This is a genomic window from Pseudoduganella sp. HUAS MS19, assembly GCF_053615455.1.
This window is the reverse complement of record NZ_CM132133.1, coordinates 70,856-93,560: the sequence shown is the minus strand read 5'-3', so window position 1 is coordinate 93,560 and position 22,705 is coordinate 70,856. Positions and strand designations below refer to the sequence as shown.

Here is a 22,705-nt window from a genome sequence, read left to right as displayed (position 1 = left end):
AGGAGTTATTTGATGGCACGACAAACGAAAGCGGACCCCCTGCTGGCGGCGCCTGACGGCAAAGTCCAGTGGACCAAGGGCATGCAGGAATGGCTTGATCTCTTCGTCGACGAGCCGGGCCTGTTCCCGGCCGGTGCCGGATTCGAAGACCATCATGCGCGGCACAAGGCCCTGCTGGGCAGGGACAACTGGGTGCCGTCAGCCTTCCACTTGCTCGACGTGCATGGCGCTGAGGCCTTGCCGCTCTTCGTGCACTGGATCGAATCGAAGCATTACAGTCCGCCCGCGGTGCAGACGGCGCTGCTGAACATCCACAGCGAGCAAGCGGTCGACGCGGTGGTCGAGCGGCACCGCAGCGCCGAGTTCCGCCCGCTGGTCCTGAAGCAGGCAAAGAAATGGCCGATTGTCGTGCTGCGCAAGCTGCTCGATGCGAATCCTTCGAAAAAGCAGCCGGCGGCTCTGCTGATCCAGGAGATCCTGGGCCAGGACCCTGCCTGCCTGCCGCTGTTACGGTCGCATGCCAGCGAAGCGCAGGCGAACACGCTGGAACGCTTGCTGGAAGTTGCCGATGCCGCGGAAGAAGCCACACCGGCGGAGCTCCCGCTGGTGCTGCGCGAGCTCCCCTGGGCGCACCGCGAGCCCTCACGCGTTCCCGTGCTGGCGCTGGAGCCGATCCACGATGTGCCCATGCTGGATTGGACGAAATGGAACGGCAGCGAAAGCCTGGAAATGAGGGAGCCGGAGCAGTACGAGCTCAAATACCTGCATACCGCTTTGCCGCCGGAAGGCGCAAGCTGGGACTTGTCGCGGAAAGTGCTGTGGGCTGTCGGTATTGAACCGGCGGCGATCGGACGCGTTATCGCGGCCGGCACCGTCAGCGAGGATGACTTCGGGACGCCGCCTGTTTCTGGATGGTACACCGCAAGTTTCCTGCGCGTTCTGCCAAGAAAACTGGCCGGCGAGGTCTTCTGCCGGATGCCGGGCGCGAGCCTGCGCCACGCCTACAAGCTGGCGGCCTTGTTTGCCTGGCTGGGCACGGCGGGCTTGCCCGCCTTCCTGCGGGTCTACCCGACGGCATCGCGGTATTCGATGGCGCTGGCCGCATGCATCGAATGCGACGCACTCGCGATGTCCATCGCAAGCGGCTTCTACGCCAACCGTTGGCTCAAGGAGGAGGCGGGCGACTGGCTGCTCGCCTATCCGGCCGCTGCGGCGCGGGGACTGCTCCCTGCAGCATTCGGCGCAGATCCCGCCCAACGATTCATCGCCCAGAACGCCCTGCGACATTTGGCCGGTAACGGCCACGAGGCGGCTGTGGCAGGGCAGGCCGCACGCTACGGAAGCGCCGCCGCGGAAGCGCTGCAGGCCATGCTGTCCGAACCGCAGCGCGAGTGGTTGCCTGACAAGCTCCCGGCGCCGCCAAAGAGCCTGCACATCGCCGGGCTTCCACGCATGTACCTGAAATCGAACGGCAAGGCGCTGCCGCTCGACACCTTGCCGCACGTGCTGACCATGATGGCGCTGTGCAAGCAGGACGCCCCGTTCAGCGGCTTGCTCGCACTGCGGGACGCATTGACGCCGGAATCGCTGGCCAAATTCGGCCAGGCCTTATTCGAATGGTGGCGCGACAGCGATACACCGCCCAAGGAGCGCTGGATCTTCTGGATGCAGGGCGTGATCGGAAACGACGAAACCGCGCGCCAGCTGAATGTCGCATTGAAGCAGTGGCGCGCCGCGCAGATCCGCGTGCGTGCCTACGATGCGATGGAAATGCTGGTGCAGATCGGCTCCGACGTAGCCTTGATGTACCTGCACCAGCTGAGCGAGCAGACACGCTACAACGATCTGCGGGAGCGTGCGGAAGAAATGATGGAGGACCTCGCGGAGCAGCGTGGCCTCAGCATGGAGCAACTGGCCGACCGCACGGTACCCGACCTGGGCCTGGACGGGGATGGCCGCCTGCTGCTCGACTTCGGGCCGCGCGCCTTCACCGTGCGTTTCGACGAGCATTTGCTGCCCTATGTGTGCGGCAGCGACGGCAAGCGGATCAAGGACCTGCCCAAGCCGAACAGCAAGGACGACGAAGCGATCGCCAAGGCGTCGTCCCAGCGCTACAAGGACCTCAGGAAGCAGGCCAGGAACGTGGCCAGTGCCCAGGTCTGCCGCCTGGAGGACGCGATGTGCAGCCAGCGCCGCTGGACGGTGGAGGAATTCGAATCCCTGCTGGTGCGCCATCCGCTGCTGCGTCACCTGGTGCTGCGCCTGGCTTGGGGCAGCTACGACGCGAACGGCAAGCTTGCCGCCCCGTTTCGCGTCGCTGAAGACCTGTGCTACGCCGACGTTGAGGACAGTGGCTTGCAACTGGCGCCGGATGCGAAGATAGGCATCCCGCACCGCCTCGAACTGGCCGATGCCGATGCGCTGGCGTTTGCACAGCTGTTTGCGGATTATGAAATCCTGCAGCCCTTCGAACAACTGGGCCGCGCTACCTACCGCCTCGACGAACCGACGCTCGACGGCAGCACCCTGCCCGAATGGCAGGACCGCAAAGTCAGCACCGGCGCTTTGCTGGGCCTGGAAAACCGCGGCTGGGAGCGCGAAGTGGGGGACGGCGGCAACATCGATTCCTTCGTCAAGACGCTCGATGGCGGCCAGACGGTCTTCCTCTCCCTGGAAGGCGAATGGTTTGTAGGTGAACGCGCCGACCCGGCGGCGATCCATACGATCAGGCGCTGCGGCCTGGCCGGGGCGCAGTGGCGTTCCCTGTCGCCCCTGCTGGCGAGCGAGATCCAGCGCGACCTGTATCAAATGAACTGGACCAGATGAGGCGCGAACGGGAGTCGATGCAGCGCCAGGTCGCCCTGGTCAGCTATGGCAGCAGGTTCCTGCGCAAGGAGAATGCGCTCGAGGACTGGTACCGGCACGGGATTTTCCTCGGCGCGCGGCTGCAGTTCAGGGACCGCGCGGGAAATGCCTTGCTGGCGGATGATTTCACCCAGTGGCTGGCCATCCTGGCGCAAGGCGGGGCTACGGGCCTGTCGCTGCACCCGGCTGCGGCCCTTGCCGTGGAGGCGCCGCAGGCCCTGGGGAACGGCAGCCAGGTGGTGGCGGTCCACTACCCTGGCCGCTACCAGCTCTGGGCTATCGGCGAAGAGCGGGCCGCGTGGAATGCCGGCGGCCAGCATATCCCCAACGCGGCCAATTATGCCGGCGACATCGATTGCTATCTCTACCTTGGCGAGCGGCCGGGCCAGCCCGATGTGCCGCACACGGACTGGAGGCAGCTGGCCGCCGCGATTGCCGCAGACCTGGACAGGCCGGTGCCTTCGGCTTCCGTGCCCCCCGAACCCTATTGCGTTGACGTCAGGGAGGGCGCAGCATGGTCGACGATGCCGCTGTTCGTCGCTACGGGCGCCGACTCGCTGGCGCACCGGGTGCTGGCGACGCTGGACCGGGAGCAGGGAAAATTCGACAACGACAGCCACCCCAAGAACGACAGCAGCTACTACCAGCACCTGGACGAAGCGGGTGCGGCGGCTGTCGAGCATTGGGGCAGGCGGCTCGAGGGCTGGGTCGGGGAAGTCCTGCTACGTGCCGCAAATATCGGCGCAGGCACGGCCACGCGGCATTCGGCAGAACGCCTGGCCAGTCCACCGCCGCCGCTGCAGCCGGTACCGGCCCCGGTCCCCGCCCAGCTTGCGCCAGCCGTCCTGGTCCCGGCCACCGAGGCGCAGCCTCGCATCGGCGGCAAATGGACGGAACGCATCGGCCTCGCCATCGCGATCGCGGCACTCAGCCTGCTGGTTGTCGCCTGCGCCAACATCATTGCCCGCTTCCCGTGGCTGGCCGTCCTGGTTGGCTTGCCCTGGGTGCTGTATATGCGACACAAGTAATAGTCCTAATTGACATAAAATACACGACCGTTCATGATTTGATATTTATTTCCTACAAGAAAATATCATGTTCATTGTCTGGGGTCGCAAGATTACGCGCCGTCCACTGGGATATGTGGCCGACTTCTGCGGTGTATGCCGGGTGCCACGCGCCTTCCGCATGACCCGTATCGGTTCGGTCGGCCATGTTTATTACATCAGCTTTGGTGAAGGCAAACTGGTCGGGCACCAGCGCACCTGCACCGGTTGCGGCGCGTTCAGCGACGCCGACGTGAAGGCCTACAACGGCATCTCGAAAAGCTCGGCATCCCTGGAAAGCCTGAAGCGGGAAACCTACCCCGGCCTGGATGCGGACCTGGAAGCGCGCCTGGCGCTTGAAGTGCGCGTCAAGACCGCGCCGCACCTGCTGTCGGCGGAAGAAAGAATGGGGCTGGTTTTCTCACCGATCAACCTGCTGTCGCCCAAAGTGGAACACCACTTCGCAACGACGCGCATGGATGGCGGTGTTGCGCTGGCAATTGCCGGCGGCATCGGCTTATGCTTCATGGTTCCCGCCATCGGCGCCGCCATATCGCCGGAATACGGCCCGCCGGGCTTCCTGGCCGGCATGGTGGCCGGCTTTGGCTTGCTGATCTGGCAGCTCATCGCCTCGGGGCCGCGTTTTATGCGCAAGGAGATCCTCCCGCTGCTGGCGAAATCGCTGGCGCCGCTGAAACCGAGCGAGGCCGAGATCGACCGTGCCTTGCGTGAATTCAAGCAGGCCGGCCACAAGATCGGCAAGAAACTGAAGGCGGCGCAGGTAATCGAAGCCATCCGCTCGCCCCGATAGAAGTTCAAGTATGATCGGCCTGTTGCCAGGACTATATTGAACGCCATGCTACAGACCCCTGCCGGTTTCCTGCCCCTGATCCAATCCGCCCCCGCTGCACATATCCAGACCCTGGTCTTTCACAAGGACCGGCTGCTGCTGCGGGAGGAAAGCCTGGCCCTGCCGCCGCATGCGGAACTGCTTGCCGCCGGGCTGGAACTGGCCGGCGCCATGCCGCTCGGTACCTGGGAAGGGCGCTTCTGGCAAGTGGCGCAGGCGCCGCATGACACGCCGCCGCTGGAAGGCCATGCCTACGTCGGCTTGCGCGCATTGTTCGGCGCCGTCGACGATGGCCTGCTCGGCGTCGCAGGACGCGCTTTCCAGATCGCCGAATGGGCGCGCACCCACCGCTTCTGCGGCGCGTGCGGCTCGCCGATGCTGCTGGCGCCAGGCGAGCGCGCCATGCGCTGCACCTCCTGCGGCCACCTCGCCTATCCGCGCATTTCGCCGGCCATGATGGTGCTGATCAGGAAAGGCAGCCAGCGGCTGCTGGCGGCGCATGCCAACTCGCCGTACAAGCGCTACACGGCGCTGGCGGGCTTCCTCGAGGCCGGCGAATCGGTGGAAGAGGCGGTGCACCGCGAAGTGTTTGAAGAAGTCGGCCTGCGCGTGCACAACCTGAAGTATTTCGGCAGCCAGTCCTGGCCTTTCCCGCATTCGCTGATGATCGCCTTCACCGCCGAATACCTGGACGGCGAGATCGTCACCGACCCCAATGAGATCAGCGATGCGCGCTGGTTCGGCCCCGATGACGAGTGGCCGGCATTGACGCATACGGTTTCCATCGCCAGTGAGCTGCTGGCAGCGAACCGACCCTGAACGCTGTATACTGGTGGATTAGATTCCACATTCCACGGTTCTTGCAATCATGACTAAAGAAGTATTCACCGAAGCCGACTGGCGCCGCCTGCTGGAGCACCTGGGCGAAGACCCGGACCGCCCAGGCCTGATCGAAACCCCGCACCGCGTGCACAAGGCGTGGAAGCACTGGGTGTCGGGCTACGGCCAGGATCCGGCGGAAGTGCTGAAGGCTTTCGAGGATGGCGCCGAGCAGTACAACGAACTGATCGTGGTGAAGAACATCCCGGTGTACAGCCATTGCGAGCACCACCTGGCGCCGTTCTTCGGCAAGGCTACCGTAGGCTATGTCCCAAATGGCAAGATTGTCGGTTTGTCCAAGCTGACCCGCCTGGTGGACGTGTTCTCCAAGCGCCTGCAGGTGCAGGAGCGCATGACCATGCAGATCGCCGAAGCGCTGATGACCGTGCTGGAACCGAAGGCCGTGGGCGTGGTGGTCAAGTGCCGCCACCTTTGCATGGAATCGCGCGGCATCCGCACCGCCGGCGAAGAAACCGTGACTTCCGCCATGCTGGGCGAACTGCAGCCTAACCTGGCAATGCGCACCGAATTCCTGGCACTGGCACGCGAGTCCTGATCCATGGCTAACGCTATCGAATGGTTCGAAGGCGGTTTCGACGCCGCACTGGAAGCAGGCCGCGCTGCCGGCCGGCCGCTGTTCCTGTACTGGGGCGCCGTATGGTGCCCGCCGTGCAACCGGGTCAAGTATGAAATCTTCGGCCGCGAAGACTTTCCGGCCAGGCTGCAAAGCATGGTCGCGATGCAGCTCGATGGCGACAGCCCGAATGCCCAGGCGATGGCGGAGCGCCTGAAGCTGCGCAGCTATCCAACCATGGTGTTGTACCGCCCGGACGGCAGCGAGATCACGCGCCTGCCGTGCGAGCTCGATGGCGAACTGTTTGGCGAGGCCCTGATGGCGGCCCGTTTTGCCGGCCATACCGCGGGCGAATCGATGACTGCCGCGCTGGATGGCACGCGCCCCCTGTCGCCGTCCGAATGGACCCTGTTGTCGAACTACTCGTGGGATACCGACGAAGGCGTGCTGCTGCACGGCCGCGACCTGGGCGTGACCTTGACCACCCTGTCGCAACTGGCCGCTGCTGCGGTGACCGGTGAAGCGCCGGCTGCAGCGCGCCAGGTCGAAGACGCTGCAATCCGCCTGCGCCTGCACGCGATGGTGGCGCAGGCTGGCCGCGTGGCGGATGCTGCGTCGCCGGAGTTCCTGTTGAAGGTGCTGGGCGATGCGCGCGTGGCGCGCGCCAATATGGACATTTTCGGCAATAGCGGCCACCAGCTGGTGCGCGCTGCGCCGGCGCGGCATGCCGAACTGGCCGCTGCCATGGCGGCGGCTGCGCAAGTGTGGGCTGAGGATATGTGGCTGTCGGCGCCGGACCGTTTGACTGCGGTGCGCTTGCAGGTGCGCATGTCGCGCATGGGTTATGCGGCGGAAGGCTTGCCGCAGCTTGTGCGTACGCGCGTGGAGCAGGCGCTGGCGCTGGTGGACGACAAGTATGGCCGCCATACGTTGGTCAATACGGCGGTGAGCGCGTTGAATGACGCCGGGCTGCATGCGGAGGCGGAAGCCTTGCTGCAGTCGGTGCTGACGGAGTCGCATGCGCCGTACTATTTCAAGCTGAGCCTCGCGTCAGCGGCCAAGCGCCGGGCGGACCTGCCGGGCATGCTGGATTGGTACGAGAAGGCGTGGCGTTCGGCTGTGGGGCCGGCGACGCGGATCCAGTGGGGCGCGACGTACCTGTCGGCGCTGATCGACACCACGCCGGGCGATGGCACGCGGATCGAAGCTGCCGCCGCGGCGCTGGCGCAGGATTTTGCCAATGCGCCGGATGGGTTCAGGCAGCGCAACCTGGCGCAGGCGCAGAAGTTGTTGCCGAAGTTGCCGGCGGGGTTGCCGTTGGGTGACGTCCTTCGCGCCGGCATCTAAACCGCTGAAAGGGGCAAACCCCGGTGGCCGCAGCACGCCAGGTGTCTGACCCTGAGGGTCGGACACCGGTCTACCGCTTTCCTCAGCCCAGCCGCAGCACCTCCGCCAGCCAATCCACGAAGACCCGCACCCGCGGCGACAAATGCCGGTTGTGCGAATAGATAATCGACACGGGCATCGGCGCCGGCCGCCAACCAGGCAGCACTTCCACCAGCTCCCCCCGTTCCAGCAAGGCTTCAATCCCCGGCAGCGGAATCTGCACCAAGCCGATGCCCGCCAGGCAGGCCCCCAGGTAAGCCTCCGAGCTCCCCACCGACACGCGGCTGCGCACCGGCAGCGTCCTCACCTCCCCATCCACCACATACTCCCACGGCAAATCGCGTCCCGTCTGGCTGGAGAAGTAATTGACCGCCCAATGCTCGCGCAAATCCTCCAGGGTACGGGGCGTTCCATGCGCGGCAAGGTAGGAAGGCGACGCCACATTCAGCTGCATCATCGCCCCCAGCGGCCTGGCCACCAAAGTCGAATCCCGCAGCACCCCCGCCCGCACCGCGCAATCAATCCCTTCCCCCACCAGGTCCACCATGCGGTCATTGGCCCCGACGCGAAGCCTGATCTCCGGGTAGCGCGCGAAGAAATCCGGCAGTGCGGGAATCACGCTCAGGCGCGCGATGCGTTCCGGCAGGTCGACCCGGATCGTGCCGGACGGCTTGCGCCCATCGGACAGGAACAGGGCATTGATGTCTTCCAGCTCATTGAGCAGTGCACGGCAACGCTCCACGTAAAGCTGCCCTTCAACCGTCAGGCTCACCTTGCGCGTGGTGCGCTGGAGCAGCCGCACGCCGAGCTGCTGCTCGATGGCCTGCACGGCATTGGTGACGCTGGGGCGGGGCAGGTCGAGCTGTTCGGCGGCCTGGGTGAAGCTCTTGCTGTCAGCCACCGCCAGGAAGACCTGCATGGCCTTTAGCTGGTCCATTGTTATCTATCGCTAAATAAAGATGTAGCAAACGCCGCATTTATTGTTGGATTCGATAATAGCACAATGGCTTCCATCGAAACCCCACCTTGGAGACCACAATGGAAACCCGCGAACTTGGCAGCACCGGCCCGCATACCTCCCAGCTCGGCCTGGGCCTGATGGGCATGTCCGACCTGTACGGCCCGGCCGACCGCGCCGAAAGCGTGGCCACCATCCACGCCGCGCTGGACGCCGGCGTCAGCCTGCTCGACACCGGCGACTTCTACGGCATGGGCCACAATGAAATGCTGCTGGGCGAGGCGCTGCAGGGCCGCCGCCGCGAGGAGGTGCAGCTCAGCGTGAAGTTCGGCGCCCTGCGCGATCCGGACGGCGGCTTTACCGGCTACGATTCGCGCCCGCAGGCCGTGGCCAACTTCCTGGCCTATTCGCTGCGCCGCCTCGGCACCGACTATATCGACATCTACCGCCCCTCCCGTCTCGACCCCGCCACACCGATAGAGGACACCGTCGGCGCCATCGCGGAACAGGTGCGCAAGGGCCATGTGCGCCACATCGGCCTGTCTGAGGTGAATGCCGACACCTTGCGCCGTGCCCATGCCGTACACCCGATTGCCGACGTGCAGATCGAGTATTCGATGATCTCGCGCGGTATCGAAAACGGTTTGCTGCAAACGGCGCGCGAGCTGGGCGTAGGCATTACCGCGTATGGTGTGCTGTCGCGCGGCCTGATCAGCGGCCATTGGAATGCGCAGCGGGAAGGAGAGCAGGATTTCCGTGGCCTCTACAGCCCGCGCTTCCAAGGCGAGAACCTGAAGCACAACCTGGAGCTGGTGGAGCGCATGCGCGCCGTGGCGCAGGCCCGGGGCATCAGCGTGGCGCAGCTGGCGATCGCATGGGTGATGGCGCAGGGCACCGACATCGTGCCCCTGGTCGGCGCCCGCACGCGCACCCGACTGCAGGAAGCGCTGGGCGCGCTCGATGCGGTGCTGCCGCAATCCGACCTGGAAGCGCTGGAACTGATCGTGCCGCAAGGCGCCGCCGCCGGTGGCCGCTACAACGACTACCAGCTATCCCATCTCGACAGCGAAAAGGCGGCGTAAGCCTATTGGCCGGGCGGTGGGGCGGCGGGTGCTGGCGCTGGCGCCGCCTCCGCATCGAAACGCATTCTGGTCTTTTTGCCCTCTGCCACATAGGTCCCCAGCTTTGTGCCGGTGGCGGTGGTGCTGCCGCCTTCGGAGACCAGGGTGCAGCCCTGTGTCTCCACCTGCCAGACGTACTTCCCGGCGCGCAGGCTCCAGACGTTATCGCCGCTGGCGAACAGTTCAAACTCCAGGTCTTCCAGCGGCATCTCGCCCAGGGGAATCGCACGCTGGCATTCCGGCAGGCGCGCAGCCATCAGTGTGTACTGCGCATCTTCCTTCCAGAAGAACTCCTGCTGCCGCCGCACGGTCAGCGTGTGTTCGCGCGTGCCGTCCGCATAGAAGCTTGCGGAATCATTAACGCAGCCAGCCAACAGGAACAGCGGCACGACAGTCAGGATCTTGCGCATGGGCGATAGGGCGTGATTGGTTTGAAAGCAATTATAGCCCCCGCGCACGATTGCCGCGCAAGCTCCGCCGTAAGGGTACACTGGGATATTCCCGATGACAGTCCGACAATTTCCATGCCAAGAAGTTCGACCATCGATGACCAGGGCTTTCGCCGTATCCTGAACCGCAACGTCAAAATACCGCTGCTTGGCGGCATTGTTGCTGCCGGTATTTTCGTGGTGCTGTTTGCCTACCTGATGAGTACCTGGAGCGATGTCGAATCCACGGAACGGGCGATCGGCAATGCGCAGGAACTGCGCAAGCTGGCGGTCGACATGGAAAGCGGCATGCGCGGCTTCCTGCTGACGGGCGAAGAAGCCTACCTCACCCCCTACATCGCCGCGCGCCCGCGCTTCGACGCCGCCACGGCCTCGCTGCGCGAACTGGTGGAGGGCGACACTACCCAGGTCGAACGCCTGCGCCAGATCAACACCCAGCATCAGGCATGGCGCCAGGCTGCGGAACAGATGATCGCAGCCCGCCGCCAGCAGGGCGACTACCTCGGCCTGATGCGTGCAGGCGTCGCCAAGGTGGCGCTGGAAGACCTGCGCGAACAGTTCCGCGCCTTCATCGCGCATGAGGAGCGGCAGCGCGCCAATCGCGGCGAGGCGGTGCGCGTGGTGGGCTTCTGGACGGTGGCGATCTTCCTTGCAGTCAGCCTGGCTGTGAGCAGCCTGCTGGCGTGGCTTGGGCGGCGCGACCTGCTGCGGTTGTCGGACGTCTACCGCGATGCGTTGCAGGAGCAGCACACGCACGCCTACCAGCTGCAGCACCAGGCCTGGCTGCGCGAGGGCCAGAGCCAGCTCGCCGAGCAGGGCATCGGACAGATGGCGCTGCCGCTGCTGTCGTCGACGTTGCTGGAGTTCATGGCGCGCCACCTGGATGTGGCGGTGGCTTCGTTCTACGTGGTGAAGCAGGATGGCTCGCTGGACCGCACGGCAGCCTACGGCTTCGACCATGAAGATGAAGCAAGGGGGCAGCAGTTGATGCCCGGCGAGGGCCTGGTCGGCCAGGCCGCGCGCACAAGGCGCGCAATGCACCTGGCGCAACTGCCGGCCGGCTATATCAAGGTGTCGTCGTCGCTGGGCGATGGCGTGCCGCAACAGCTTGTGCTGCTGCCGGTGCATAGCGATGGCCGCGTCAATGGCGTGGTGGAACTGGGCTTCCTGCGCGATGTGGGGCGGCGCGAGCTGGATTTCCTCGAGCTGGTGGCGGGCAATGTCGGCATGGCGATCGAGGCGACGGTGGCGCGCCAGCGCCTGGCTGAGGTGCTGGCGGAAACGCAGTCGCTGAACGAAGAACTGCAGGTGCAGCAGGAGGAACTGCGCACTGCCAATGAAGAACTGGAAGAGCAGTCGCGCGTGCTGGAGCGCTCGCAGGCCAGCCTGGAAACGCAGAAGCTGGAGCTGGAGCAGAGCAACGAAAAGCTGGCGACCCAGGCGGAACTGCTGGACCAGCGCAACGCGGCCCTGGCCGCGGCGCGGGCCGATGTCGAAGCGCGGGCGCGCGACCTGGAGCGCGCCAGCGAGTACAAGTCGCAATTCCTGGCAAATATGTCGCACGAACTGCGCACGCCCTTGAACAGTTCCCTGATCCTGGCCAAGCTGCTTGCCGATAACGCGCAAGGCAACCTCAATGAGGAGCAGGTGCGGTTTGCACAGACTATCTACAACGCGGGCAATGATCTTCTGGCGCTGATCAACGATATCCTCGACATCTCCAAGGTGGAGGCGGGTAAGCTGGAACTGGCGCCGGAAGATGTGGTCCTGCAGTCCGTGATCGACAACCTGCAAGCCGCCTTCGCGCCGCTGGCACAGCACAAGCAGCTCGAATTCGTGATCGATCTCCTGCCCGGCTTGCCGGCGAAGGTCTATACCGACCGGCAGCGCCTGGAGCAGATCCTCAAGAACCTGCTGTCCAACGCAGTCAAGTTTACCGATCGCGGCAAGGTGATCCTGCGCGTGTCGCCAGGAGAAGCGGGAATGCTGCGCTTTGCGGTGATCGATACCGGCGTTGGCGTCCGGGCGGAGCAGCAGGGCGCGATCTTCGACGCCTTCCAGCAGGGCGATGGCACGCCAAGCAGGCGCTTTGGCGGCACCGGCTTGGGATTGTCGATCTCGCGCGACCTGGCGCGCCTGCTGGGCGGCGAAGTCGAAGTGTCCAGCGTGGAAGGGCAGGGCAGCACCTTCACACTGCTGCTGCCAACCCAGTGGGCCGCCGCAGCACCGCAGGACGAGGCGCCGTCCATCGCGCCGGCCGCCGCCGCGCCGCAAGCACAAGCCGACGCTTGCCCCGGCGCGCAGCCAGGCGCCGCCCAGGCCATGCCCGGCTTGCCGGCAGCGGCAGGCCGGTCGGCTGCGCCCACCGGAGCCGGCGATGCCGGCGCCACGCTGCGCCCCTTCGTCGACGACCGCGCCGCCGCCCCGCCGCCGGAGCGCAAGGTCCTGATCGTTGAGGACGACCCCGACTTCGCCCGCATCCTGTACGACCTGGCGCACGAAGCGAACTACCGCGCCCTGGTCGCCTTCACTGCCGAAGAAGGCCTGCAACTGGCTGAAGAACACCAGCCGCAAGCCGTGATGCTCGACATCCGCCTGCCGGACCGTTCCGGCCTGTCGGTGCTGCAGGTACTGAAGGACAATCCGCAAACCCGCCACATTCCCGTGCACGTGATCAGCGCCGCCGACAGCGGCGAAGCGGCCCTGCACCTCGGCGCCATCGGCTTCGTGCGCAAGCCCGCCGAGCGCAACCAGTTGCTGGCCGTGTTCGAGCGCTTGGAACGCCGCTTCACGCAAAAGATCAAGCATATCCTGCTGGTGGAAGACGACACGCGCCAGCGCGAAAGCATGGTCAGGCTGATCGAAGACGAAGACATCGCCATCACCGCGGTTGCCAGTGGGGCGGAGGCCCTGGAACAGCTGCGTTCCACTATCTTCGACTGCATGATCATGGACCTGAAGCTGCCCGACATGCAGGGCAGCGAACTGCTGCAGCAAATGTCGCAGCAGGAGATCGCCAGCTTCCCGCCCGTGATTGTCTATACTGGACGTAGCATGACGCGCGCCGAAGAAGCCGAGCTGTCGAAATACTCGCGCTCCATCATCATCAAGGGCGCCCGCTCGCCGGAGCGCCTGCTGGACGAAGTGACCCTGTTCCTGCACAAGGTCGAGTCCCAGCTCTCCAGCGAACGGCAGACCATGCTGAGGGCAGTGCGCAGCCGCGACCGCGTATTCGAAGGCCGCCGCATCCTGCTGGTGGACGACGACGTGCGCAACATCTTCGCCCTCACCAGCGCCATTGAGCAAAAGGGAGCATTGGTGGAAATTGCCCGCAATGGCCGGGAAGCCCTCGACAAGCTCGATGCGGTACCCGACATCGACCTGGTGCTGATGGACATCATGATGCCCGGCATGGACGGCCTGGAAGCCACGCGCCGCCTGCGCGCCGACCCGCGCTTCGCTCGCCTGCCGGTAATCGCCATCACCGCCAAGGCCATGAAGGACGACCAGGAGCAATGCCTGGCCGCCGGCGCCAACGACTACCTGGCCAAGCCAATCGACCTGTCCCGCCTGTACTCCCTGCTGCGGGTGTGGATGCCAGCCATGGACACGGTGTGATGAACGACGGCGCCCCGATCAGCAGCGTGGAAATCGAGCTGCGCATGTTGATGGAAGCGATCTTCCTGCGCTACAGCTACGACTTCCGCGACTACACTGGCGCCTCGCAGAAGCGCCGCGTGCTGCACGCCATGAGCGAAATGGGCTGCGCTACCATCTCGCAATTGCAATCGCGCGTGCTGCACGAACCGGGCGCCTTCAGCCAGCTGCTGCAGTATCTCACCATCCCCGTCACGGAAATGTTCCGCGACCCGACTTATTACATCGCCTTGCGCGAGCACGTGATGCCGGTGCTGGGCACCTATCCCTCGCTGAAAATCTGGGTAGCCGGCTGCAGCACCGGCGAAGAAGTGTATTCGCTCGCCATCCTGCTGAAAGAAGAAGGGCTGCTGGAACGCAGCATCATCTACGCCACCGACATCAACCCGCAATCGCTGGAAAAAGCCAAGAAAGGCGTATTCCCGCTGGAGAATATGCGCACGTACACCGCCAACTACCAGGCTGCCGGCGGCAAGCGCGCTTTTTCCGACTACTACACGGCCGCCTACAACGCGGCGCTGTTCGACCGTTCGCTGTGCGAGAACGTGACATTCGCCGACCACAGCCTTGCCACCGATTCGGTGTTCGCCGAAACCCAATTCATCAGCTGTCGCAACGTGATGATCTACTTCAACAAGAAGCTGCAGGAAAGGGCGCTCGGTCTGTTCCACGAGTCGCTGTGCCACCGCGGCTTCCTTGGCCTGGGGACCAAGGAGAGCATCGACTTCTCCTCCTACGGCCCAAGGTTCGAAGTACTCGCCAAGCGCGATCGCCTGTTCAGGAAAAGATAATGCAAACCGTCCCTTCGCTGGAAATGGCTGTAGAAGGCCGCACCACGGAGGCGGTCGTCATCGGCGCGTCGGCCGGCGGTGTGAATGCATTGATGCAGATCCTGCCGGCACTGCCTCGCGGTTATCGCTTACCGATAGTCGTCGTTCTGCATGTAAGAAGTGGTAGGCATAACCAGCTGGTGGACGTGTTCCAGCAAAGGGTGCAGCTGCCGGTGCGCGAAGCGGGCGACAAGGAAGACATCATTGCGGGTACCCTGTACTTTGCGCCAGCCGGTTACCACCTGCTGCTTGAAAACGACCGCAGTTTTTCGCTCAGTTGCGACGCACCACTGCACTTTGCACGCCCCGCCATCGACATTACGATGGAAACGGCGGCGGATGTTTACGGAACCCGCCTGGTGGGCATCCTGCTCACGGGCGCCAATGAAGACGGCGCGGAAGGCATGGCCGCCATCGGCAGGGCGGATGGCCTGACGGTGGTGCAGGACCCGGAAGAAGCCAATGTCGGCGTCATGCCGCTGGAGGCGATCCGCGTCCGCCCGCCGGACCTGGTGCTGCCGCTGGAACAAATCAAGCAGCTATTGCTGATGCTGGAGATGCACTGATGGAACCGACCAATGTCCTGCTGGTAGACGACCTGCCGGAAAACCTGCGCGCCCTGAACGCCCTGGTGCGCGCCGACGACCGCGTGATCTACCAGGCCCGCACCGGCGAAGAAGCGCTCGCCCTGCTGCTGGAACACGAATTCGCGCTGGCCATCGTGGACGTGCAGATGCCCGGCATGGACGGCTTCGAACTGGCGGAGCTGATGCGCGGCACCGGCAAGACCCGCCACATCCCGATCGTCTTCGTCAGCGCCGCCGGCAAGGAGCTGAACTACGCCTTTAAGGGCTATGAGGCGGGCGCGGTGGATTTCCTCTACAAACCGCTCGATTCGGACGCGGTAAAGAGCAAGGTCAACGTCTTCGTTGACCTGTTCCGCCAGAAGCAGGAAGTGCGGCAGATCGTGGAGCAGCGCGAAGCCACGGTACGCGAGCTGAACGCAGTGCAGCAGGAGCTGGAACGCGCGCTGGAAATGCGCGACCAGTTCATGTCGATGGTGGCGCACGAATTGCGCACGCCGCTCAACACCCTTTACCTGGAAGCGCAGATGCGCAAGCTGCAGCTCGAGCGCGGCAACATGGCCCACTTCGCGCCGGAGCAGCTGGAACGCATGGTGGCGCGCGACATGCGCCAGATCCACGCCATGGTGCGCCTGATCGACGACATGCTCGATGTATCGCGCATCCGCGCCGGCAAGCTCTCGATCCGCCCCGCGCGCGTCGACCTGGAAGCGCTCCTGCAGCGCATCGTCGGCGACCTGTCGCACCACGCCGCCGACATGCGCAGCGAACTGCGCCTGTCGATCTTGCAGCCCGTGGCAGGGTGCTGGGACGAATTCCGCGTGGAGCAGGTGATCGTCAACCTGATCAACAATGCGCTGCGCTATGGCGGCGGCAAGCCGGTCGACGTACGCCTGCACGCCGACAGCCAGAATGCGCGCATCGAAGTGATCGACCAGGGCGTCGGCATTCCCGAAGAAGTGCTGCCGAAGATCTTCGAGCCCTTCGAACGCGGCAAGATGGACAACGTTCCCGCCGGCCTTGGCCTGGGCCTCTACATCTCGCGCCAGCTGGCAGAGGCGCATGGTGGCAGCCTGACTGCCCGCAGCAAGCCCAATGAAGGCGCCACCTTCATCTTCACCTTGCCCCGCGCCGACGAAATGTCCACCTTGGGGTCAGGAACGAATGTGGACATTTGTATCGAAAATGTCCACATCTGTTCCTGACCCCAAGGTGGACATTTTGCCTTTGCCCGCAAGTTGTGCATAAAATGTCCCATGAACCGGGACTTGCTCAGGGAACGCAGGGAATGGCTTCTGCGGCGCAATTGCTCATTGTCGCCCCAGCAGATGGGCATGGCTTATGCCTTGATGTGCCTGCTCTCGTTTGCGGTCGCAACGGGCTTTGTCATGGCCGGCCTGTGGCAGGTGCTGCTGTTCACCGTGCTGGAGATGACGGCCGTGGCCGCCGCCTTCCTCTACTTCGCCCGCCATGCCACGGACTATGAACACATCGTGCTCGCCAACGGCAAGCTGCTGGTGGAGCAGGTCTCCGCCGGCAAAACGAGTGTGACGCAACTCGAACTCTATTTCCTGCGCCTGCAGATGCCATCGCACTACGGCGACCTGATCCACCTTGAGTCGAAAGGCGTGGCCGTCGACATCGGCTACTTCGCCACCGACCCGCACCGCCGCGCGCTGGCGCGGGAGCTGCGCGCGGAAGTGCAGGGCGGCTTGTTCAGCGATTAGAAGCGGTAGCCTACGCCCACGCCCAGCAGCACCGGATCGACCTTCACCTTGCTGACTTTCACGCCGGCAATCATCACGTCGCTGCGGATCTGCACCTTCTTGATGTCCAGGTTGAGCGACCAGTTCTTGTCCAGCTTGTAGTCCACGCCAGCCTGCAGGGCCAGGCCGAAGCTGTCATGCTCCAGGCTGGCAGCGCCGTCCAGGATCTTGTTCTTGGAGAAGGTGGTCCAGTTCACGCCCACGCCCACGTAAGGGCTGAATTGCGCGGATGGGGTGAAGTGGTACTGCGCCAGCAGGGTCGGCGGCAGGTGCTTGAAGGTACCGATCTTCTCGCCGTCCAGGATGACGTCATGCTTTTGCGGATAGGTCAGCACCAGCTCGGCGGCGATGTTGGGGGTGAAGAAATAGGAGATGTCCACCTCTGGAATGGTCTTGTTGCTGACGCCGATGCTGTCGGCGGCGGCCACGCCGGCAATCGGGTCGGACTTGTCCGCGGTGTTGATGTGCACTGCCCGCGCGCGCACCTGCCAGGGCGTTTCCTGTGCCATTGCACCAAGCGCCACGCCACCCAGGATAACTGCCAGAATCGCTTTCTTCATTTCACTACCTCTTTCGTTCGGTCATTGAGATTTACTAAGTGAAAGTCTATTGATGCGACGCAGCAAAATCTTTGACCTAAGTCAAAATTGTCCGAACGAACACGAGATAGCTAAAACGGGAGTAATATTTCGCGAATTCACATCCCACCTAATCCCAGGAGGCAGGAATGAAATTGCACGTCAATGGCCAGGTACGCGAGTTCGAGGCCGAAGAAGATACCCCGCTGCTGTGGGTGATCCGCGAACAGCTGGGACTGACCGGCACCAAGTATGGCTGCGGCGTGGCGCAATGCGGCGCCTGCACCGTGCACATTGACGGCGAACCGACGCGCAGCTGCGTGCGCCCGCTCTCCACCGTGACGGCCGCCCAGAAGATCGTCACCATCGAGGGCTTGAGCCCGGACGGCAAGCACCCCGTGCAAAAAGCCTGGGCCGCGCTGGACGTGCCGCAATGCGGCTTCTGCCAGTCCGGCATGATCATGGCCGCTGCCGCGCTGCTGAAACAGAAGAAGAACCCGACCGACGCCGATATCGACGCCGCCATGACCAATATCTGCCGCTGCGGCACCTATAACCGCGTGCGCAAGGCGATCCACGTGATTGCCAGGGGTGGCGACGTGAAGACCGCAGGCCTGGACATCGTGGAAGGGGGCAATGCATGAGCGCCATCACCCGCCGCAGCTTCATTGGCCGCTCGCTGGGCGCCACCGCAGGCCTGATGTTCGGCTTTCACATCCCGTTCGCGGAGGCGCAGCAGGCCGCTCCTGCAGCCGCAGCAGCCCCGGATGCGCCCGAAATCAACGCCTGGGTCGTCGTCAAGCCGGACGACACGATCGTGGTCCGCATCGCCCGTTCCGAAATGGGCCAGGGCACGCTGACCGGCCTGGCGCAACTGGTGGTGGAAGAACTGGACGGCGACTGGAGCAGGGTTAGCACCGAGTACCCGTCGCCCGGCCGCCAGCTTGCGCGCAACCGCGTGTGGGGCAGCTTCTCCACAGGTGGCAGCCGCGGCGTGCGCGAATCGCACGAATACGTGCGCAAGGGCGGCGCCGCAGCCCGCATGATGCTGGTGCAGGCCGCAGCCGCGCAATGGGGCGTGCCCGCCGCCGAATGCGTGGCCGCCAGGAGCGTGATCACCCATACCCCAAGCGGACGCACACTCACCTACGGCAAGGTCGCCGACGCTGCCGGCAGGCTGCAGGCGCCCGCAGCCGCCGACATCAAGCTGAAAGACCCGAAAGACTGGAAGCTGGCCGGCAAGCGCATGGCGCGCCTGGACACGGTCGACAAGACCACCGGCAAGCAGGTCTATGGCATGGACCTTACGCTGCCCGGCATGCTCAACGCAGCCATCAAGGACTGCCCGGTCTTCGGCGGCAAGGTAAAGAGCTTCGACGCCGCCGCCGTCGCCGGCAAGCCCGGCGTGAAGAAAGTGCTGCAGGTAGGCGACAGCGCAGTGGCCGTGGTGGCCGATACCTGGTGGCGCGCCCGCAGCGCCCTCGACGCCCTGCCGATCGAATGGGACAAGGGCCCCAACGCCGGCATGAACAGCAAGGACACCGCCGCCTGGATCAAGACCGGCCTGGATGCACCGGAAGCCGCCGTCGGCAACAAGAACGGCGACGCCAAAGCAGCCCTGGCCAGCGCCCACCGCAGGATCGAAGCCGTCTACAGCTACCCGCACCAGAACCACGCCACGATGGAGGTGATGAACGCCACCGCCGTGTGGACGCCCGAGCGCTGCGAGGTCTGGACCCCGACCCAGAACGGCGAAGCCGCCCTGGCCGCCACCAGCGAAGCTGCCGGCCTGCCGCTGGCCAAATGCGAAGTGACCAAGCTGCACCTCGGCGGCGGCTTCGGCCGCCGCGGCGCCACCCACGACTGGGTGACCCAGGTCGTGAAGATCGCCAGGGAAATGCCAGGCATTCCGGTCAAACTGATCTGGACCCGCGAAGAAGACATGCAGCATGGCCGCTACCACCCGGTCAGCCAATGCAAACTGACCGCAGGCCTGGACGCAAAAGGCGAGCTGACCGCACTGCACATGCGCATTGCCGGCCAATCGATCCTCGCCGCGCTATTCCCGCAGAACATCAAGGACGGCAAGGACCCCGCAGTCTTCCAGGGACTGAACCCGCCCGGCCCTGAAGCCTCGTTCGGCTACACCATCCCGAACCTGTTGATCGACCACGCCATGCGCAACCCCGCCGTGCCGCCTGGCTTCTGGCGCGGCGTGAACCTGAACCAGAATGCGATCTACGTCGAATGCTTCCTCGACGAAATCGCCCACGCCACGAAACAGGACCCGCTGGCCCTGCGCCGCAAGCTGATGAAAGACAGCCCGAAACACCTGGCCGTCCTCAACGCCGTAGCCGAGAAAGCCGGCTGGAGCAAGCCACCGAAGAAAGGCATCTACCGCGGCATCGCGCAGACAATGGGCTTTGGCAGCTACGTCGCCGCCGTAGCGGAGGTGTCGGTCAGCAAAGACGGCAAGCTGAAGATCCACCGCATCGTCGCCGCCACCGACCCGGGCCACGCGGTGAACCCGCAGCAGATCGAAGCCCAGGTCGAAGGCAGCTTCGTCTACGGCCTGAGCGCAGCGCTATACGGCGAGATCACCATCAAGGACGGCGCCGTGGAGCAAACCAACTTCGACACCTACAACGTGCTGAAGATGGACGAAATGCCCAAGGTCGAAACCGTCGTCATGCCAAGCGGCGGCTTCTGGGGCGGGGTAGGGGAACCGACGATTGCAGTCGCCGCCCCCGCGGTCCTGAATGCCATCTTCGCCGCCACAGGAAAACGGATCCGCGACCTCCCGTTGAAGAACCACAGCCTGAAAAAGGCATAAACGAGGCAGGGCGCCAAAAATGCCGCCACCCCGCGCCCCCGGAGCAGACAGGGTCGGACCCTTGGGTCTGACCCAGGTTTGCCGGTTTTTGCTGGCACTAGCCCTGACAACCGGCCCCGCCCAAGCCCAGCAAGGCAACCCGGAACGCGGCCGCGAAATAGTCGCCAACCGCCAGCTCGGCCTCTGCCTCCTCTGCCATCCGGCCCCCATCCCCGAGGAACGCTTCCAGGGCAACCTGGCCCCCGACTTGGCAGGCGTCGGCACCCGCTACACCCCCGCACAGCTCCGCCAGCGGATAGCAGACAGCAGCACCCTGAACCCCAGCACCATCATGCCCTCGTACCACAAAACCACCGGCCTGACGCGCGTAGCCCCCGCATACCGCGGCAAGCCCATCCTCACCGCACAGCAAGTCGAAGACGTCGTTGCCTACCTCGCTACGCTGCGGGAGACAGCCAAATGACCACCCGCCGCCAAGTACTCGCCGCGCTGCCGCTCTTGGCCCTGGTCCGCCCGGCAGCCGCAACACCCCAGGAACAAGCCGCCGCCATCTCCGCCTACACCGGCAACGCCAGCATGCAGCGTGGCCGCGTGCAGATCGACATCGCAACCCTGATCGACAACGGCAATGCAGTCCCCATCACCGTGCGTGTCGACAGCCCCATGACGGAACAAGCCCACGTCACCGACATCGCAATCTTCAACGAGAAGAACCCGCTGCCCGACATAATCCGCTTCAAGCTGACGCCACTGGCCGGCAAGCCCGAAATCAGCACCCGCATCCGGCTTGCCACCAGCCAGACGCTCACCGCAATCGCCCGCACCAGCGACGGCCAATGGTGGCAACAGACGGTCGACGTCATCGTTGCCCTGGCCGCGTGCATAGAAGGCGAGGCAATCTGACATGGCCAGCGCCCTGATCCACATGCCAGCCACCGCCAAGCGAGGCGAAATCATCGAAGTGCGCGCCCTGATCGCCCACACGATGGAAACCGGCTTCCGTCCCGGCCCCGACGGCAAGCTCCTGCCGCGCGACATCATCCGCAAGTTCGAATGCCGTTACAACGGCCAACAGGTCATCAGCGCCGAGCTGCACCCCGCCATGAGCGCCAACCCCTACATCGCCTTCTTCATCAAGGCGACCAGCAGCGGCCCATTGGAATTCACCTGGAGCGGCGACAACGCCTTCACCCAAACCGAACAAAAGCACCTGCGGGTGCAACCATGAAACCGGCATTTGCGCTCCTGCTAGCCCTGATCACCGCCACCGCAGCCAGCGCAGACAGGGTCAGACCCTACGGGTCCGACCCAGGTTTACCGGTTTCGGAGCGCAAGTCCGGCACCGAATACATGTCCCTCGCCACCCAATCAATGCAGCGCGACGACACCCAAAACCCCGCCATGCTCTGGGTCGCCAACGGCCAAACCCTCTGGAACACCGTCCCGGTTGGCGGCAACGGCAAATCCTGCGCCACCTGCCATGGCGACGCCAAAACCAGCATGCGTGGCGCCGCCACAAAATTCCCCCGCTTCAGCAAGGCCGCCGGCAAGGTCATCACCCTCTCCGGCCAGATCAACCAATGCCGCACCTCCGCCCAGCAAGCCGAACCCCTGAAGCCCGAATCCCCCGACCTGCTTGCCCTCGAGACCTACACCGCCCTGCAAAGCCGCGGAATGCCGCTCGCCCGCGCAACTGACGAGCAGACAAGGCAATCCGCAGCCCGCGGCCAAAAGCTCTTCACCACCCGCATCGGCCAACTGAACCTGAGCTGCGCCCAATGCCACGACCACAATGCCGGCAAGCGCCTGGCCGGCGCCCCGATCCCCCAAGGCCACGCCAACGCCTACCCGATCTACCGCCTTGAATGGCAAGGCGCAGGCAGCCTGCAGCGCCGCCTGCGCAATTGCATGAGCGGCGTACGAGCGGAAGTCCCGCCCTACGGCGCGCCCGACCTGGTAGACCTGGAAGCCTACCTTGCCCAGCGCGCCCAGGGCATGCCCCTGGAAACCCCCGGAGTAAGACCATGAAGACGATCGCCGTACTGACGCTTGCCCTTTCCGCCGCGCAGGCCGCCATTGCCGCCGACACTATCCAGCCAGGCGCCCGCCTGGCCGCAAGCTGCACCGGCTGCCACGGCACCAACGGCGCCACGCAGGGCAACGCAATACCGCCATTGGCCGGCCAGTCCAAAGACCAGCTCATGGCGGCGTTAAAGGATTTCAAGGCCGGCAAACGCCCCGCCACTATCATGACCCAGCTCGCGAAAGGGTACACTGATGAACAATTGGAAATCATGGCGGCGTACTTCGCCGCCCAGAAAAAATAGAA

The 22,705-nt window shown here is 64.5% G+C and carries 22 protein-coding genes; 19 read left to right on the top strand and 3 right to left on the bottom strand.

Annotated features, from left to right (window positions below):
* Positions 1-12 precede the first annotated feature (12 nt).
* From ACWBU6_RS00410 to ACWBU6_RS00385, 6 genes are all read left to right on the top strand, one after another.
* The gene (locus ACWBU6_RS00410; RefSeq protein ID WP_452646925.1) at positions 13-2,826 is read left to right on the top strand and encodes a DUF4132 domain-containing protein; all 2,814 of its coding nucleotides are present in this window, start codon (positions 13-15) and stop codon (positions 2,824-2,826) included.
* The gene (locus tag ACWBU6_RS00405) at positions 2,823-3,893 is read left to right on the top strand and encodes a hypothetical protein (protein ID WP_452646924.1); all 1,071 of its coding nucleotides are present in this window, start codon (positions 2,823-2,825) and stop codon (positions 3,891-3,893) included. Before ACWBU6_RS00410 ends, ACWBU6_RS00405 begins: the two co-directional genes overlap by 4 nt.
* A 67-nt stretch (positions 3,894-3,960) precedes the next feature.
* Complete coding sequence (locus tag ACWBU6_RS00400) at positions 3,961-4,722, top strand: hypothetical protein (RefSeq protein WP_452646923.1); 762 nt, start codon at positions 3,961-3,963, stop codon at positions 4,720-4,722.
* 45 nt (positions 4,723-4,767) lie between these two features.
* Positions 4,768-5,580: an NAD(+) diphosphatase gene (nudC, locus tag ACWBU6_RS00395; RefSeq protein ID WP_452646922.1), complete on the top strand. Its 813-nt coding sequence runs from the start codon at positions 4,768-4,770 to the stop codon at positions 5,578-5,580.
* A gap of 49 nt (positions 5,581-5,629) precedes the next feature.
* The gene (folE, locus tag ACWBU6_RS00390) at positions 5,630-6,196 is read left to right on the top strand and encodes a GTP cyclohydrolase I FolE (protein WP_130316411.1); all 567 of its coding nucleotides are present in this window, start codon (positions 5,630-5,632) and stop codon (positions 6,194-6,196) included.
* Positions 6,197-6,199: 3 nt separating this feature from the next.
* Positions 6,200-7,561, top strand: a complete 1,362-nt coding sequence (locus tag ACWBU6_RS00385; RefSeq protein WP_452646921.1) for a thioredoxin family protein — start codon at positions 6,200-6,202, stop codon at positions 7,559-7,561.
* 82 nt (positions 7,562-7,643) lie between these two features.
* On the opposite strand, the gene ACWBU6_RS00380 is transcribed toward ACWBU6_RS00385, so the two are convergent.
* Complete coding sequence (locus ACWBU6_RS00380) at positions 7,644-8,537, bottom strand: LysR family transcriptional regulator (protein WP_452646920.1); 894 nt, start codon at positions 8,535-8,537, stop codon at positions 7,644-7,646.
* A 101-nt stretch (positions 8,538-8,638) separates the two neighbouring features.
* Here ACWBU6_RS00380 and ACWBU6_RS00375 point away from each other — a divergent pair, with 101 nt between their 5' ends.
* On the top strand, positions 8,639-9,640 hold the full coding sequence (locus ACWBU6_RS00375) for an aldo/keto reductase (RefSeq protein ID WP_452646919.1): 1,002 nt from the start codon (positions 8,639-8,641) through the stop codon (positions 9,638-9,640).
* A 2-nt stretch (positions 9,641-9,642) separates the two neighbouring features.
* On the opposite strand, the gene ACWBU6_RS00370 is transcribed toward ACWBU6_RS00375, so the two are convergent.
* Positions 9,643-10,089 carry a hypothetical protein gene (locus ACWBU6_RS00370; RefSeq protein ID WP_452646918.1) on the bottom strand — a complete coding sequence of 149 codons (447 nt, stop codon included), beginning with the start codon at positions 10,087-10,089 and terminating at the stop codon, positions 9,643-9,645.
* A 114-nt stretch (positions 10,090-10,203) separates the two neighbouring features.
* Here ACWBU6_RS00370 and ACWBU6_RS00365 point away from each other — a divergent pair, with 114 nt between their 5' ends.
* The 5 genes from ACWBU6_RS00365 to ACWBU6_RS00345 are packed head-to-tail and all read left to right on the top strand — an operon-like array spanning position 10,204 to position 16,926.
* Complete coding sequence (locus ACWBU6_RS00365) at positions 10,204-13,746, top strand: response regulator (RefSeq protein ID WP_452646917.1); 3,543 nt, start codon at positions 10,204-10,206, stop codon at positions 13,744-13,746.
* Positions 13,746-14,576, top strand: a complete 831-nt coding sequence (locus ACWBU6_RS00360) for a CheR family methyltransferase (protein ID WP_452646916.1) — start codon at positions 13,746-13,748, stop codon at positions 14,574-14,576. The genes ACWBU6_RS00365 and ACWBU6_RS00360 overlap by 1 nt, the downstream gene beginning before the upstream one ends.
* A complete protein-coding gene (locus ACWBU6_RS00355) occupies positions 14,576-15,181 on the top strand; it encodes a chemotaxis protein CheB (RefSeq protein ID WP_452646915.1) in 606 nt (201 codons plus the stop codon). The genes ACWBU6_RS00360 and ACWBU6_RS00355 overlap by 1 nt, the downstream gene beginning before the upstream one ends.
* The gene (locus ACWBU6_RS00350; RefSeq protein ID WP_452646914.1) at positions 15,181-16,404 is read left to right on the top strand and encodes a hybrid sensor histidine kinase/response regulator; all 1,224 of its coding nucleotides are present in this window, start codon (positions 15,181-15,183) and stop codon (positions 16,402-16,404) included. Before ACWBU6_RS00355 ends, ACWBU6_RS00350 begins: the two co-directional genes overlap by 1 nt.
* A 51-nt stretch (positions 16,405-16,455) precedes the next feature.
* A complete protein-coding gene (locus tag ACWBU6_RS00345) occupies positions 16,456-16,926 on the top strand; it encodes a DUF2244 domain-containing protein (RefSeq protein ID WP_452646913.1) in 471 nt (156 codons plus the stop codon).
* Here ACWBU6_RS00345 and ACWBU6_RS00340 read toward each other — a convergent pair.
* Positions 16,923-17,525 (bottom strand): OmpW/AlkL family protein, encoded by a 603-nt coding sequence (locus ACWBU6_RS00340; protein ID WP_452646912.1) that lies wholly within the window; start codon positions 17,523-17,525, stop codon positions 16,923-16,925. The two genes, ACWBU6_RS00345 and ACWBU6_RS00340, sit on opposite strands and share 4 nt — an antisense overlap.
* Positions 17,526-17,692: 167 nt before the next feature.
* Between ACWBU6_RS00340 and ACWBU6_RS00335 the strand changes: the two genes are divergently transcribed.
* The 7 genes from ACWBU6_RS00335 to ACWBU6_RS00305 all read left to right on the top strand — a co-directional run bounded on the left by ACWBU6_RS00335 (position 17,693) and on the right by ACWBU6_RS00305 (position 22,703).
* Positions 17,693-18,187, top strand: a complete 495-nt coding sequence (locus ACWBU6_RS00335) for a (2Fe-2S)-binding protein (RefSeq protein ID WP_452646911.1) — start codon at positions 17,693-17,695, stop codon at positions 18,185-18,187.
* Positions 18,184-20,376, top strand: a complete 2,193-nt coding sequence (locus ACWBU6_RS00330) for a molybdopterin cofactor-binding domain-containing protein (protein WP_452646910.1) — start codon at positions 18,184-18,186, stop codon at positions 20,374-20,376. Before ACWBU6_RS00335 ends, ACWBU6_RS00330 begins: the two co-directional genes overlap by 4 nt.
* Positions 20,377-20,437: 61 nt before the next feature.
* Positions 20,438-20,839, top strand: coding sequence for a sulfur oxidation c-type cytochrome SoxX (soxX, locus tag ACWBU6_RS00325; RefSeq protein WP_452646909.1), 402 nt, complete (start codon positions 20,438-20,440; stop codon positions 20,837-20,839).
* On the top strand, positions 20,836-21,279 hold the full coding sequence (locus ACWBU6_RS00320; protein WP_452646908.1) for a SoxY-related AACIE arm protein: 444 nt from the start codon (positions 20,836-20,838) through the stop codon (positions 21,277-21,279). Before soxX ends, ACWBU6_RS00320 begins: the two co-directional genes overlap by 4 nt.
* Before the next feature lies 1 nt (position 21,280).
* Positions 21,281-21,604, top strand: a complete 324-nt coding sequence (gene soxZ, locus ACWBU6_RS00315) for a thiosulfate oxidation carrier complex protein SoxZ (protein ID WP_452646907.1) — start codon at positions 21,281-21,283, stop codon at positions 21,602-21,604.
* On the top strand, positions 21,601-22,404 hold the full coding sequence (gene soxA / locus ACWBU6_RS00310; RefSeq protein ID WP_452646906.1) for a sulfur oxidation c-type cytochrome SoxA: 804 nt from the start codon (positions 21,601-21,603) through the stop codon (positions 22,402-22,404). The genes soxZ and soxA overlap by 4 nt, the downstream gene beginning before the upstream one ends.
* The gene (locus ACWBU6_RS00305; RefSeq protein WP_452646905.1) at positions 22,401-22,703 is read left to right on the top strand and encodes a c-type cytochrome; all 303 of its coding nucleotides are present in this window, start codon (positions 22,401-22,403) and stop codon (positions 22,701-22,703) included. The genes soxA and ACWBU6_RS00305 overlap by 4 nt, the downstream gene beginning before the upstream one ends.
* The last annotated feature ends 2 nt before the right edge of the window (positions 22,704-22,705 follow it).

Excerpts from the sequence above, each read along its gene's own strand:
- ACWBU6_RS00335 (WP_452646911.1), top strand. The coding sequence starts at position 17,693 with ATGAAATTGCACGTCAATGGCCAGGTACGCGAGTTCGAGGCCGAAGAA.
- soxA (WP_452646906.1), top strand. The coding sequence starts at position 21,601 with ATGAAACCGGCATTTGCGCTCCTGCTAGCCCTGATCACCGCCACCGCA.
- ACWBU6_RS00345 (WP_452646913.1), top strand. The coding sequence starts at position 16,456 with ATGAACCGGGACTTGCTCAGGGAACGCAGGGAATGGCTTCTGCGGCGC.
- ACWBU6_RS00350 (WP_452646914.1), top strand. The coding sequence starts at position 15,181 with ATGGAACCGACCAATGTCCTGCTGGTAGACGACCTGCCGGAAAACCTG.
- nudC (WP_452646922.1), top strand. The coding sequence starts at position 4,768 with ATGCTACAGACCCCTGCCGGTTTCCTGCCCCTGATCCAATCCGCCCCC.
- ACWBU6_RS00410 (WP_452646925.1), top strand. The coding sequence starts at position 13 with ATGGCACGACAAACGAAAGCGGACCCCCTGCTGGCGGCGCCTGACGGC.
- ACWBU6_RS00355 (WP_452646915.1), top strand. The coding sequence starts at position 14,576 with ATGCAAACCGTCCCTTCGCTGGAAATGGCTGTAGAAGGCCGCACCACG.
- ACWBU6_RS00320 (WP_452646908.1), top strand. The coding sequence starts at position 20,836 with ATGACCACCCGCCGCCAAGTACTCGCCGCGCTGCCGCTCTTGGCCCTG.
- soxZ (WP_452646907.1), top strand. The coding sequence starts at position 21,281 with ATGGCCAGCGCCCTGATCCACATGCCAGCCACCGCCAAGCGAGGCGAA.
- ACWBU6_RS00385 (WP_452646921.1), top strand. The coding sequence starts at position 6,200 with ATGGCTAACGCTATCGAATGGTTCGAAGGCGGTTTCGACGCCGCACTG.
- ACWBU6_RS00340 (WP_452646912.1), bottom strand. The coding sequence starts at position 17,525 with ATGAAGAAAGCGATTCTGGCAGTTATCCTGGGTGGCGTGGCGCTTGGT.
- ACWBU6_RS00380 (WP_452646920.1), bottom strand. The coding sequence starts at position 8,537 with ATGGACCAGCTAAAGGCCATGCAGGTCTTCCTGGCGGTGGCTGACAGC.
- ACWBU6_RS00405 (WP_452646924.1), top strand. The coding sequence starts at position 2,823 with ATGAGGCGCGAACGGGAGTCGATGCAGCGCCAGGTCGCCCTGGTCAGC.
- ACWBU6_RS00360 (WP_452646916.1), top strand. The coding sequence starts at position 13,746 with ATGAACGACGGCGCCCCGATCAGCAGCGTGGAAATCGAGCTGCGCATG.
- ACWBU6_RS00330 (WP_452646910.1), top strand. The coding sequence starts at position 18,184 with ATGAGCGCCATCACCCGCCGCAGCTTCATTGGCCGCTCGCTGGGCGCC.
- ACWBU6_RS00400 (WP_452646923.1), top strand. The coding sequence starts at position 3,961 with ATGTTCATTGTCTGGGGTCGCAAGATTACGCGCCGTCCACTGGGATAT.
- ACWBU6_RS00305 (WP_452646905.1), top strand. The coding sequence starts at position 22,401 with ATGAAGACGATCGCCGTACTGACGCTTGCCCTTTCCGCCGCGCAGGCC.
- ACWBU6_RS00370 (WP_452646918.1), bottom strand. The coding sequence starts at position 10,089 with ATGCGCAAGATCCTGACTGTCGTGCCGCTGTTCCTGTTGGCTGGCTGC.
- folE (WP_130316411.1), top strand. The coding sequence starts at position 5,630 with ATGACTAAAGAAGTATTCACCGAAGCCGACTGGCGCCGCCTGCTGGAG.
- ACWBU6_RS00375 (WP_452646919.1), top strand. The coding sequence starts at position 8,639 with ATGGAAACCCGCGAACTTGGCAGCACCGGCCCGCATACCTCCCAGCTC.
- ACWBU6_RS00365 (WP_452646917.1), top strand. The coding sequence starts at position 10,204 with ATGCCAAGAAGTTCGACCATCGATGACCAGGGCTTTCGCCGTATCCTG.